We start from the raw sequence: 12783 nt of genomic DNA, 5'->3' as shown, positions 1-12783 counted from the left end.
GATTATAATAGATGAAAGTCGTAAGTATTTAATTGCTAAGATGAGAGGTATCTATATGACTAAAAAAATAAAAACTTCATTAATAATATTAACTTTGATTGCATTGATTTCCGAATTTATTGCAGGGTTCCCTTTTTTAGGTGGCTGGTATGTATTAGCACTCGGTTGGCAGCCACTCGCATTTAATATTTTCATTTATGTTGTCATGGCTTTAATACTTATCTTTGACAAACAAAACTCCATTCGCCCTATGATTTTAATTCCGTTGATAGGTGCTATTGTGAACTGTATTGCGATCATCCCAGTCATAGGTATGTTGATGCACTGGTTAATGCTTGTTCTTCTAGTGTTTATGTTATTTATTTTATACGCGACGCCTGTATACTTACCAAATGCACACGCGCGTGTTATTTACGAAGATGATTATACACAACGTAAAAGAATTCGTTAGCACTCCCTTACAATAGAAATTTAAAAAGAGCGCATAAAATTCGTCATTGAATTTTATGCGCTCTTCGTTCTGTTCTAACCATGAACGAATACGAAATATAAGATGAAGATAATCATTAAAGCGTACATGATAGGATGTACTTCTTTATGACGCTTCGTTAATAACATTGTAATTGGATAGAAGATAAAGCCACACGCAATACCTGTTGCGATAGAGTACGATAATGGCATCATGATAATCGTCACAAATGCTGGTACTGCTACTTCAAATTTCTTCCAACTAATTTCCGCTAAGTTTGAAGCCATCAACACACCTACAACGACTAACGCTGGTGTTGTGACTGCAGATGTTACAACCGCCATTAACGGGCTGAAGAACAACGCAAGCAAGAAACAAATACCTGTTACGATACTTGCAAGACCTGTACGCGCACCAACAGCTACACCTGATGTAGATTCGATGTAAGAAGTTGTTGTTGTAGTACCGAACACTGCACCTACCATTGTAGCAAGTGAGTCAGCGAACAATGCACGACCTGCACGAGGTAACTTGTTGTCTTTCATAAATCCTGCTTGTGATGCAACGGCAACGATTGTTCCGGCTGTATCGAAAAAGTCGATAAATAGGAATGTTAGAATAACGATTAAGAATTGAATTGTGAATAATTGTGCTGGATCTTGAAATGATTCGAATGCCACACCGAATGTTGGTGCGATACTTGGAATCTTACCTACTACGCCAGTTGGTGGTGCGATTTGGTGTGTTAATAAACCAACAACTGCTGTTAAAATCATTCCTAAGAAAATGGCACCTGAAACTCTTTTCGTATAAAGAATAACTGTGACTACAATCCCAAATACTGCAAGCAACACGGATGGGTCAGTAATCTTACCTAATGTTACAAGTGTTGCATCGTTATTTACAATGATGCCTGAACTTTGTAAGCCGACAAAGGTAATGAATAAACCGATACCTGAGGATACAGCCATTTTCATTTCAAATGGAATCGCATTGATAATTGTTTCCCTCAAGCCTGTTGCTGTTAAGATGGCGAAGAAGAGTCCCGAAAAGAATACGCCTGTTAAACCGACTTGCCATGGAATGCCCATTGTTAATACAACTGTAAATGCAAAGAATGCGTTTAATCCCATCCCCGGTGCAAGCGCGATAGGATAACGGGCGATAAGCCCCATAAACATACAACCTACAAAGGCTGCGAGTGCTGTTGCTACGAAAATAGCTCCTTGATCCATTTTTTGATCTGCTGGAATACCATCAACGCCTGCTAAACTTAAAACTTGTGGATTGACGGCTAAAATATATGCCATCGATAAAAACGTTGTAAGACCGCCGAGAATTTCTCGTTTATAATTAGTCTGATGCTCGTCAAAGCGGAAGTATCGTCTCACTGTAATTGGCTCCTTTATTTAAAATACTCATTTATTCTAATACGGTAACCACAGAAATTCAATATCAAATACGAACTTTATATCTATTTATTTAAATTTCGTTCGATTTTCAGACACTAATTATTTTAATCCCTTCAATGCTTCTTTAAATGGATTATTCTCTAATTGCTCATCTTTCATATATTTCTTAAGTTCTCGTTTCGACACTTTGTCCTTGCCTTTGTTCTTAAAGCGCTTGTCCATCTGTTCTTGCGTTTCCGTGTAACCACAGCTACAACGATACGTCGCTTGCTTACCTGTACCAAACTTTGTCAAACGTTTCTTACATTGCGGACAACGTGCTTTTGTTGGCGTCTTAACATCCTTTTTCGTCTTACAGCTCGGATCCTGACAAACGAGCATTGAGCCATTCTTTGTTTTCACACGCAGCATAAACTTGCCACACGTCGGACATTCAGCAGACGTCAGGTTGTCATGTTTGTATTTCTGTTCACTGCTTTTAATTTCTTTAATAATTTCTTGCGTAAAGGTCTTCATTTCTCCAATAAATTGTTTACGTTGGAGTTGCCCCTTTTCAATACGCAACAACTTATCTTCCCATTCAGCAGTTAATAGCGGCGACGTTAACGCTTCAGGCGCCAACTCCAGGATTTGTCGTCCTTTTGACGTCACTTTAATGTTACCGCCCTGACTCTCGATTGCATTCATACTGTACAGTTTATCGATAATGTCGGCGCGCGTTGCAACCGTACCAATACCGCCCGTCGCCTTCAATGTCTGAGCCGACTTCTTGTCGCGTAATTCAAAGAACTTGTCTGGACGCTCCATCGCCTTCAACAACGTCCCCTCATTGAAATACGGCGGCGGTGTCGTTTGATGCGTTTGAATTACCGATTCCTGCACCTTCAGGCGTTCGCCCTCCTCAAACTTCGGCGCCGCGTCCTGAGACATCGCCGTCGTTTGAACACACTTGAAGCCTAGTTCGACAGGTTGTTGCATTTGATTCACAAACGTTGCATTCCCCGCTTGTGCAATCACTTTTTGTTCAATATAACGATACGGTGGCGATAATACTTCCAAAAAGCGCTGCACAATGAGCAAGTAGACCTTCTGTTCAGTAGGCGTTAGGTCGTTCATGTTAGGACGTACCTCTGTGGGAATAATCGCATGGTGGTCTGACACTTTTTGATTGTTGATATATTTAGCCTTCCCATCAAACTTCTGTTGGACCAACGTTTTCGCCACATCACGGTAGTCTGTTGCCATCGTTGCTTGTAGACGTTCCTTTAACGTATCAGCCATATCTGTTGTTAAATAGTTAGAGTCTGTACGTGGATACGTCACAAGCTTATGACGTTCATAAAGCTGTTGCAGCGTATTCAACGTTTGCTTTGCACCAAGGTGATAACGCTGATATGCCGCCTGTTGTAGATCTGTTAAGTTAAACAGTGTATTTGGATAAGCCTTCTTCTGTTTTGTCTCAACAGATACAATCTCAGCCTGTTGATTAGCAAGTTGTGCAACGAGCGCCTCGAGTTTACTGCGGTCCATGATACGTTTCTCATTCTGATAATTGAACTGCGTGCCTTTTAATTTGAGTGATAACGTATAGTAGTCTTGCGGTTTGAACGCTTTGATTTCTTGTTGATGCAAGTGGACGAGTTGAATCGTCGGTGTTTGGACACGTCCGAGCGATAGTTGTGCATCGTATTTCGTTGTCAGTGCGCGCGTTGCATTAATACCGACAATCCAATCCGCTTCACTTCTCGCTAATGCCGCTTGATACAAGTTGTTATATTGCTTGCCGTCTTTGAGATGTTTGAAACCATCACGAATGGCTTTCGTCGTTACGGAACTGATCCATAAGCGTTTAATCGGCTTCTGAATGCGTGCTTTGTCAATAATAAGACGTGCAACGAGCTCTCCTTCTCGACCAGCATCTGTTGCAATAATGATTTGATTGACGTCTTCTCGTTTCATCAAATGTTGTACTGTATTAAATTGTTTACGTGTTTTACTAATAATCACTGTTTTCATGTGCTTTGGAATGATCGGCAAATCTTCCATGCGCCATTGTTGTAATGCTTTATCATATTGCTCTGGTGTCGCATTGGTTACCAAATGGCCAAGCGCCCACGTCACGATATACGTATTGTTTTCGAAGTATCCGTTTTTCGATGTGTTCACTTGCAAGGCTTTCGCAATGTCACGACCGACTGATGGCTTTTCAGCTAAAATGAGTGCTTTCATGATGAATCTCCTTTTCTGTTCTTTTCTTTATAAATCTATATTCGTGTTAATTTTTTAATAATCGTCTTTTAATTGTACCATGTTGTTTTGTAGATTGAGTGTGCCCATTTTGATTTGTTGCGTAAAGTCTTTATAATAAAGTTAAATCGTTCTATTAGGGGGTCGACCATGAAAACGCAACGCATTCAAAATTTTGCTCATATCGTATCGTTCATTCAGACAAATCTCTCTGTTAATCAGTCGTATACACATAAACTCCCTGTTCACAGTGAAGAAGCCTTACAAGCTTTCTTAACGGATGCATATCATAACGACACGCTCTATGTGGTAGAGGCAGATGAAACTATTCAAATGGTGCTTATTTGTACACCGTATGCTGACAATAAATATCAAGTCATTGGGCCTATCTATCGACAAGGTGTGACTTTTACAGAAGCAGACTTGAAAAAGTTATTTGACGCCGCGACTGCACATCATACACGCCCTTCAACATATTACTTTGCATATACTACAGCGCACCCGGCAATTAAAGCGTATATGAAGTCAATTGGCGCTGCATACACATTCACTGATTATTATTTAGAAACATCGCATGATTTAGGCGAAACGGAACACGCACATTTGATTATCGACTACACACCCGTCTATTTCCGATATTTCCAAAAGCTCCACGAGAACACATTTGTGCACAATGCGATGACTGCTGAAGAGATTACAACAACGCTTGATGATGACCACCAGCTATTTCTATACGTCGCTGAAGGTATCGTCAAAGGCTACTTATATCTTGTATACGACAGAGAACATAACTGTGCCGAAATTAAATACTTTTCTTCGCATTCAGACTATCGATTGAAAGGCATTGCTTTCGATTTAATTCGTCACGCCATTCATCTTGCATGTGCTAGAGACGGTATGGAAAGTGTACATTTCAAAATTAGAAGTAAAAATCATCAACTTGTTTCTCGCTTTGACACACTTGGTTTCCGCATTAAGTATGAATACCATAAATTTAAATGTCATTTTTAGAAAAAGAAGTGGGACGGGCGTCTCGTTTTTCTAAAAAGAGTCCTAGCCCCCGCCAAGGCTGACTAGAAGTATTGCATTGCCGCTACGCTTCTAGTCAGCTTTTATATTCTGTTATCCGCCAATAAACAACGCTTGGTAGACATAGAGAATGATAATACTGATAACGATTGTAATGTTGCTCGCCATGGCGATGACAGGTAGTGTGCGATAGCGAAATTGAACGGCATAGGACAATGCTGCGACACCGACGGGCATGAGCCAAATCAATTGCAGGGTCGTCTTAATCATGTCGTCTTGTACAGGTAAAAAGAAATAAACGAGCGTACCGAATAAAAAGCCGAACCCATAATGTACGCTTAAGTATTTAAGCGTCAATGGCAAGAAACGGCGATCTAATTTGAAGTCCATTAAGACTCCGAGCAACAACATGGAAAGTGGCAAGTTGGCTGCACCGATGACACCAAAAAAATCAATAACTGGACTTGGTAAATGGATATGTACGAGATTGAGACCTAGCATTACGACATAAGTCATTAATGGTACAGACTTTAATAAATTCATCAGCATTCTTTTAGGGTCTAGGCCACCACTCACATTTTGAAAATATGAGGCTGCAAAATATGTCATACCAAACATTACGATTGCGCCACCAATATCTGCCATTCCAAAATAAATAAGCCCTTTATCTGGCCAAATTTGTTGGACGAGTGGGTAGGCAAAGATGCCGATGTTCATACTCCCCATCATAATTGCTACAGTCCCACGTACTTCATTGTTATATTTCAGAAACATCACGACAATCAGCACTTTCGCAATGATACCGTATAAGATCATCATAATCGGCAAAATGGATAGTGACGGTGTGAGTTCAACGTCGTTCAGATTGACGATAACGACTGCTGGTAACGTAAGGTTAAGCACTAACGTCGAAATGACACGACTATCTTTACCTGAAATATAACCGATGCGTTTTAAAAGATAGCCAATGCCAATCAACAATAGAATCGTTAAAAATTTTGCAGTCATGTGTCTCCCCCTTTCATCTCATGATTACTGCTATATCGTACTGTAAAAAGTTTTATTATTGCAATGGTAACATGCTATAATTATTACAATTGAAACAAGGAGGGTGTTGTATGGACTTAGCACAACAATTAGAAGAGCTTAAAATGGATTATGTCCGTTTACAAGGTGACTTAGAAAAGCGAGAATCGACTGCTCAGCAAGTAGATCCACTGATTAAACAACTTGAAGCAATCGAGCAACAAATCGCTGAAGTACGCGCAAAGCTCCGTACATAATTACGTACTCGTGGTGTGTGGCGACTGCATTATCAGTTCTATGCCATACATATGAAGCTTCACACGCATTGAATCTCACAAGTAATTTCTGCTCCGTACACGTATGCAAGTGTGACGTTTTGGCGCAGCTATCTTAATGGCGCGCTTATAGAAAGGATGTATCCTAATGTTAGTTTACCTTATTCTGTTACCACTGATGTATCTCATCGTAGCATATATCAGTATTTTCAAGATGGATCTTTTATTACCAAAAATTTTACGTATCATTATGGCAATCTTGCTTATTATTGTCGTTGCAACATCACTTTTATACTATCCCTCAGAGACGTGGTGGTTGCTCGCAGTTTTATTTATGTTGATTGGTAACATTGAAATTACAGCCTTTAAGCATTACAAACAAGATCATAAAGGCGTACAAATACTCAATATGATGACGCTATTAATCATAGTCGTTTATGTCGTTGTAACAGTGATTCTTGTTTAATTTTACATCTATACATAAGCACCGCTCATAATACCTTTGAATCCATCAGAGATATTATGGCGGTGCTTTTTGTTATCTATGCTTGATACAGTAATTCGAGTGTTGCTAAGCGTTTAAGTGCTTCATCGAGCTGTTGCTCATCAATCGCAAAGGATACACGTACATACCCTTCACCTTCTTCACCAAATGGGTGACCCGGCGCAGCCAATATCGATTGTTCTTGTAATAAATACGTGATAAAGTCATCGCTCGACATATTAGGTGGACATTGTAACCATAAGAAAATGCCCCCTTTGATTGGCTCATGCGGAATATGATGCTTCGTAAGTACATCCTCAATCATATCACGACGTCTACGGAATACCTCACTTTGCTGAACCAATGTGTCATCGCATTCGTTCAAAGCAACGGTACACGCATCTTGAAGTGCACCGTACATACCTGCTTGTGTATGTGTATGATACTTTTGTAGATTGGCTATGATTTCCGCATTCCCTACTGCGAAACCTACACGATAACCAGACATATTGTATCCCTTAGAAAACGAAAAGACTTCAACAGCAACATCTTTCGCACCTTTGGCAGCTAGTATACTTGGATTAGGTGCATCAAAACCAAACGCTTGATAGGCAAAGTCATGCACAATCTTAGTAGGTGTCCCGCGAAAATGGTCAATCGTCTGTTGGAAAAATTCCGGTGTCGCTACAGAGCCCGTTGGATTGTTCGGATACGTTAAATAGATTAATTTCGTATCTGATGTATCTACCGCATCCCAATTCGGTAAATAATGCTGTTCTGGCGATAGTTTAAGGCGTTTCGGTACACCATGTGCTAAATGTACACCCGCTTCATAATCCGTATATCCTGGATCCGGTAATAAAACTTCATCCCCCGGTTCAATCACACACGTAGGTAATGCAACTAAACCGTTCTTTGTGCCATATAACAGGCATACCTCCGTCTCGGGATCTAAGGTCACACCAAAATGCCGTTGATAGAACGACACAATCGCCTCTTTAAAATGCGTTTTCCCTTGAAATGCAAGGTACTTTTGATTCTCCGGTTTTACAATCGCCTCAGTTAGTGCGTCTAATATACGCTGTGGTGTATCGGCATCTGGAATTCCGACCGCTAAGTTAATCAATGGTAACGGGCCATGCGTCACTTTACGCCCCATCGTCTTGCCGAAATAACTCTCTGGAATTTGTGCTAATAAACTGGTATAAGCCATGCTATCCACCCCTATATGTAACGAAAGCTGAGACACATAGTTATGCCTCAGCCTCTTTATAATATGTTTATCTTACAGAAGGATTTAACGCACGTCAATGTTTTCAGACTTTTTTGTCAATCTGTTTTTAAGCGTAAATAACACTTCATAAATAACCGGTACAACAATCAATGTTAAGAGTGTTGATGATAGTAAACCACCGATTACCGTTGCCGCAAGTCCTTTAGAAATCAGTACGGAACTGTCTTGACCAAATAGCAATGGAATCAAGGCACCGATTGTTGCAATTGCTGTCATTAAAATTGGACGGATACGTGTGCCACCCGCTTCTAGCAATGCCTCTTTCATCGACATGCCTGCCGCTTCGTTGTTAATCACACGGTCGATCAATACGATGGCATTAGTTACAACGATACCGATTAGCATCAACATACCGATCATACTTGGTACTGACAATGTTTCACCCGTTATAATTAATGCGAAAACGACACCAATTACTGTGTACGGTAATGAGAACAGAATCGTAAATGGCGCTAAGCCACCTTTGAACGTCAATACAAGTACGAGATAGACGATTAAAATGGCTGCGAGCATCGCATACATCAATTGTGTAAATGCAGATGAAATATCTTCATTCGTACCACCAAGAGATGTTTTCACATCATTAGGTTTCTCTATCTTATTCAGACCTTTCATCACATCCTGAGATACAGCACCTACATCGTCCCCAGAGATTTTACCTGTTACCGTTGTTGCATAGTCGCCACCTTCTTTAATCAACTTGTTCGGTGTTGTTGATTTCTCTAAAGTTGCGATATCACTCAATGTCACAGCTTCACCAGTCGCTGTTGGAATTGGTGTTTGTTCAAGTTTTTGCTGTGTCCACTCTGTTTCTTTTTTCTGTTTCACAACGACATCATAAGTTTGCGATTGCTCTTTTACTTTAGACACGGTCGTATCAGGAATATTGGCGTTTAACATCATCGCAAGTTGTCCTGCTGTAATACCATACTCCCCTGCCTTATCAGAGTCCACCTTCACTTGGTATTGTTCATATGTTTCAGCTAAATCTGCTTTGACATTTGTTAAGCCATCTACTTTTTGCATCATTTTCGTTACTTTGTTCACAGTACCTTCTAAACGTTCTGGTGATGGTCCTGTCACTTGTACATTCAATTCATTTGATGTAGCACCTGTACTCATATCAAGGTTTTTCCAATCACCCGGATGTTTGTATGTCTTAATATGATCTAAGACACGTTGCGGTTCTTCATCAAAGTTTGGTGTTTTTGTGTCATACTGAACCATTAACGCCATACTGTTTGTGCTACCTGTTGGATCGACAGGAGACGCACCCCCAACAGAGTATTGGACATTCTCAACGTATTTATTTTTCTGCAAATAACGTTCTACGGCTTCTGCATGTTTTAAGACGTTCTCTTGTGTTTCCCCAGGTTTTGGCGAATATGTGAGCGCCATAAATTTATTTTCACCTGTTGAGATAAAGCTTGTACCGACTTTTGCCATACCTAAACCGATACTTGCGACTAATAGGACCGTACTTAAAATCATCACAATCCATTTATGATCCAAACTCCAGCTCAGTATACGCTTATATCGTTGACCAACAACACCTGTGTGTGAAGCTGGTTTTTTAGCAAGTCCACGTTTGAAGAATACGGAACCTAACACTGGCACGATGGTAATCGATACGAGCAGTGATGCCAATAAACTAAATGTAATCGCATAGGCGAACGGTCGGAACATTTGGCCAACCATACCAGTAACGAATGCAAGCGGTGCAAATACGACAATCGTCACAATCGTTGATGACATGATTGGAATAAAGACTTCTTTCGTCGCTGATACGATGAGTGCATCGCCTGACAAACGTTCATCCGATCTGGTCAGTCGACGATAAATATTTTCGATAACAACAATCGAGTCATCAATCACACGACCAATGGCAACAGTCAACGCGCCTAACGTTAAAATGTTCAATGATACGTCTGATAACTTTAATGCGACCATTGCGATTAATAGTGAGAGCGGAATCGAGACGATAGAAATTGCTGTCATGCGGAAGTTACGTAAGAACAGCATAATCACAATAACGGCAACGATAGAGCCGATTAATGCTTTTTCAATCATCGTATTCAAGGAATCTTGAATCGGTTTTGCTGTATCCATAATTTGAACGGCTTTTAAGTCTTTACGTTCATCAACGAACTGTTTGATCGTTTTATCGACTTCTTTAGCTACAGCGACTGTGTTGGCGTCCTGTGCCTTAATCACTTGAATATCGACAGCATCTTTACCGTTCGTACGCGAAATAGATTCACGTTCATCCGCAAGCGTCACTTTCGCAACGTCTTTTAACGGTACGGATTGTTGTTGACCTGCACTTGCTTGTGGCGTTGGACTTGGTGCTGATGTACCTTCAGCGTCATCCCCTTGTTGTGCAATAGATAGTGGGATTTCCATATCTTTTAAGGCGCCTACAGAAGCAAATTGACCATCAACTACGACCGATTTCTCTGTATCGCCAAATTGGAACAGTCCAAGTGGCACTTCTTTAGTTGCAGCTTCGATATAATCAATAACCTGCTTTTGATTGAGTCCAGCTGCACCGAGCTTTTTATTATCAAACTCAATATTGACACGACGGCTTGTTTGACCATTAACTGTCGCACGCTGAACGCCGTCAATTTCTTGTAACTTCGGAATTAAGTTGTTCTCGACATCTTTTGTACTTTGTTTAATGTCATTTTGTTCATGCAAGATTGAATATGCAACGACTGGAAAAGCATACAGTGAGTTACGCTGAATTTCAGGTTTTTCTACACCTTCTTCAAATTCCAGCTTTTTCAACGCCTTATCAATATCTTGTTCTGCACGATCCATATCTGTTTGTTCATTAAAATTGACGGTTATCAACGATGCGTTAGCAAGTGACTCAGTTTTAACGCTCGACACGTCTGACATCCCGCGAATCGCTTCGTCTATTGGATCGCTTACTTCTTTCATTACCGTCTCAGGTGTTGCACCAGGCATTGCCGTAGTAATCGTCAACATTGGCGGTTCAGTATCCGGCAACAGCTCTAACTTCATCTTAAAGCTTGCGAACACACCACCTAATACGACAAGTAACACCATCAACATAATGGCAAACTTATTCGATAATGAAAAATCAATGAGCTTTTTTACCATTATCTGTTACTCCTCCCATATTGTGTTCATTTTTATGTTTTATCAAACATTATTACAATCTATACTATTGTAACGATTCGTTTTATAAGACGCCACAAAAAAGTCCATCCCAAATGTATTTCTACTCGAGATGGACATAGAGTTGTCACTTACTTCTTACGTTCTTTAATTTTACGTACAACTTTAATTTTCGCTTTTGTTAACTGTGGTTTGAATTGTTCAATGGCACGATAAAGAATTGGGTTTAAGACATAGTCGAATTCCCCAATCTTCTCACTCAAGTACGTGCCCCACATACGTTTGAATTCCCATAAACCATAATGATCTGAATCTTTGTCTGGCGCATTATCTGTACCGCCAAAGTCATATGTTGTTGCACCTTTCTCACGTGCGTATTTCATCATTTCAATTTGCATATGGTGGTTTGGAAGGAACTTGCGATATTGGTTAGAAGATGCACCGTAAAGGTAATACGCCTTTTTACCACAGAACATCAATAAGGCACCTGATAGATATAAACCTTCTGGATGTTTTTGTGCGAGTTCTTCCATTTCTGTAATGGCTTGTTGTTTCTTAGGCAATTGCAACTGCACATCTTTTAACTTATTACGGACTTTTTTGTTTTCTTGGTTTTTCTCCAACAATGCCGCTTCTTCAGATTTCAGTTGCGCTTTCTCAGCACGCAATACTTCTAACACATGCGCTGGATCCAACTTAACAAGGAACAGTTCCGCATCGCCATCTGGATGAAGAGCATCATAAATCGTCTCAAAATAAGACACATCACGCGTTAAAAAGCCATCACGCTCGCCTGTTTCTTTCATCAAATCTGCGAAAATCCCTAACTGGTCTCGGCCTGCACGCTCTACTGTTGTACCACGTTTCATCGCTGCACGGACTTTTGTACGATTGTTCGTTTGGAAACTCTTAATCAAATCATCATCCGGCTTATCAATTGGTGTAATCATCGTCATGCGTGGTTGAATATAGTCTTTCGATAGGCCGTCTTTAAACCCTTTATGACGGAAGCCTAACGCTTTCAAATCTTGAACCACTGTCATGCCTTGTTCAACTTCAACATCTGGGTCAATTTTAATCGTATAGGCTTTTTCTTGTTTCGCAATTTTAATCGCTTCAACTAACAATGTCTTTACCGCACGTTGGTCTGTATAATCTACTACAAAACCTCTCGACACATAGCATAGTGTAAATGGCGTACGTGGAATCTTTTTGAATAACAATTGTGCAACACCGTGAATTCCGCCATTTTCTCCCACTGCAATACGTTTCGTGTACCAGCCAGTGAGTTTTTTCGTTTCGCCCCATTGCGAGAGCTGTAAAAGGTCACCATTAGGATGTGCCTTTACAAACGCATCATGCGCCTGATCGGTAATATTCATCAATTTCATGATATAAAG

Annotated in this window: 10 protein-coding genes; 4 read left to right on the top strand and 6 right to left on the bottom strand. The window is 40.3% G+C overall.

What is annotated here, in order from left to right; genetic code table 11:
- The coding region (locus CD122_RS03440; RefSeq protein ID WP_240624112.1) for a hypothetical protein at positions 1-451 on the top strand (451 nt) is incomplete at its 5' end.
- Between the two features lie 74 nt (positions 452-525).
- Here the strand turns inward: CD122_RS03440 and CD122_RS03435 are convergent.
- Positions 526-1860, bottom strand: coding sequence for an NCS2 family permease (locus CD122_RS03435; RefSeq protein WP_103357604.1), 1335 nt, complete (start codon positions 1858-1860; stop codon positions 526-528).
- A gap of 120 nt (positions 1861-1980) precedes the next feature.
- On the bottom strand, positions 1981-4110 hold the full coding sequence (locus CD122_RS03430) for a DNA topoisomerase III (protein WP_103357603.1): 2130 nt from the start codon (positions 4108-4110) through the stop codon (positions 1981-1983).
- 168 nt (positions 4111-4278) lie between these two features.
- On the opposite strand from CD122_RS03430, the gene CD122_RS03425 reads away from it, so the two are divergent.
- Positions 4279-5139, top strand: a complete 861-nt coding sequence (locus CD122_RS03425) for a GNAT family N-acetyltransferase (protein ID WP_103357602.1) — start codon at positions 4279-4281, stop codon at positions 5137-5139.
- 111 nt (positions 5140-5250) lie between these two features.
- On the opposite strand, the gene CD122_RS03420 is transcribed toward CD122_RS03425, so the two are convergent.
- A complete protein-coding gene (locus tag CD122_RS03420; RefSeq protein ID WP_103357601.1) occupies positions 5251-6165 on the bottom strand; it encodes an AEC family transporter in 915 nt (304 codons plus the stop codon).
- A 110-nt stretch (positions 6166-6275) separates the two neighbouring features.
- Between CD122_RS03420 and CD122_RS11875 the strand changes: the two genes are divergently transcribed.
- Entirely contained in the window at positions 6276-6440 is a 165-nt protein-coding gene (locus CD122_RS11875; RefSeq protein ID WP_169926454.1) for an SE1832 family protein, read from the top strand.
- A gap of 166 nt (positions 6441-6606) precedes the next feature.
- The gene (gene mspA / locus CD122_RS03415) at positions 6607-6924 is read left to right on the top strand and encodes a membrane stabilizing protein MspA (protein ID WP_103357600.1); all 318 of its coding nucleotides are present in this window, start codon (positions 6607-6609) and stop codon (positions 6922-6924) included.
- 76 nt (positions 6925-7000) lie between these two features.
- On the opposite strand, the gene CD122_RS03410 is transcribed toward mspA, so the two are convergent.
- From CD122_RS03410 to CD122_RS03400, 3 genes are all read right to left on the bottom strand, one after another.
- A complete protein-coding gene (locus CD122_RS03410) occupies positions 7001-8155 on the bottom strand; it encodes an aminotransferase class I/II-fold pyridoxal phosphate-dependent enzyme (protein WP_103357599.1) in 1155 nt (384 codons plus the stop codon).
- A gap of 84 nt (positions 8156-8239) precedes the next feature.
- Entirely contained in the window at positions 8240-11365 is a 3126-nt protein-coding gene (locus tag CD122_RS03405) for an efflux RND transporter permease subunit (RefSeq protein WP_103357598.1), read from the bottom strand.
- Positions 11366-11514: 149 nt separating this feature from the next.
- Positions 11515-12774, bottom strand: a complete 1260-nt coding sequence (locus CD122_RS03400) for a lipid II:glycine glycyltransferase FemX (RefSeq protein ID WP_103357597.1) — start codon at positions 12772-12774, stop codon at positions 11515-11517.
- Positions 12775-12783: the final 9 nt, after the last annotated feature.

The organism is Staphylococcus rostri (assembly GCF_002902145.1).
GTDB lineage: Bacteria > Bacillota > Bacilli > Staphylococcales > Staphylococcaceae > Staphylococcus > Staphylococcus rostri.
The sequence above is the reverse complement of the archived record's forward strand: the minus strand, read 5'-3'. Positions and strand labels throughout refer to the sequence as shown.

Bases quoted from the DNA above. Each gene is read 5' to 3' on its own strand.
- CD122_RS03400 (WP_103357597.1), bottom strand. From the start codon at position 12,774: ATGAAATTGATGAATATTACCGATCAGGCGCATGATGCGTTTGTAAAG.
- CD122_RS03405 (WP_103357598.1), bottom strand. From the start codon at position 11,365: ATGGTAAAAAAGCTCATTGATTTTTCATTATCGAATAAGTTTGCCATT.
- CD122_RS03420 (WP_103357601.1), bottom strand. From the start codon at position 6,165: ATGACTGCAAAATTTTTAACGATTCTATTGTTGATTGGCATTGGCTAT.
- CD122_RS03425 (WP_103357602.1), top strand. From the start codon at position 4,279: ATGAAAACGCAACGCATTCAAAATTTTGCTCATATCGTATCGTTCATT.
- mspA (WP_103357600.1), top strand. From the start codon at position 6,607: ATGTTAGTTTACCTTATTCTGTTACCACTGATGTATCTCATCGTAGCA.
- CD122_RS11875 (WP_169926454.1), top strand. From the start codon at position 6,276: ATGGACTTAGCACAACAATTAGAAGAGCTTAAAATGGATTATGTCCGT.
- CD122_RS03430 (WP_103357603.1), bottom strand. From the start codon at position 4,110: ATGAAAGCACTCATTTTAGCTGAAAAGCCATCAGTCGGTCGTGACATT.
- CD122_RS03410 (WP_103357599.1), bottom strand. From the start codon at position 8,155: ATGGCTTATACCAGTTTATTAGCACAAATTCCAGAGAGTTATTTCGGC.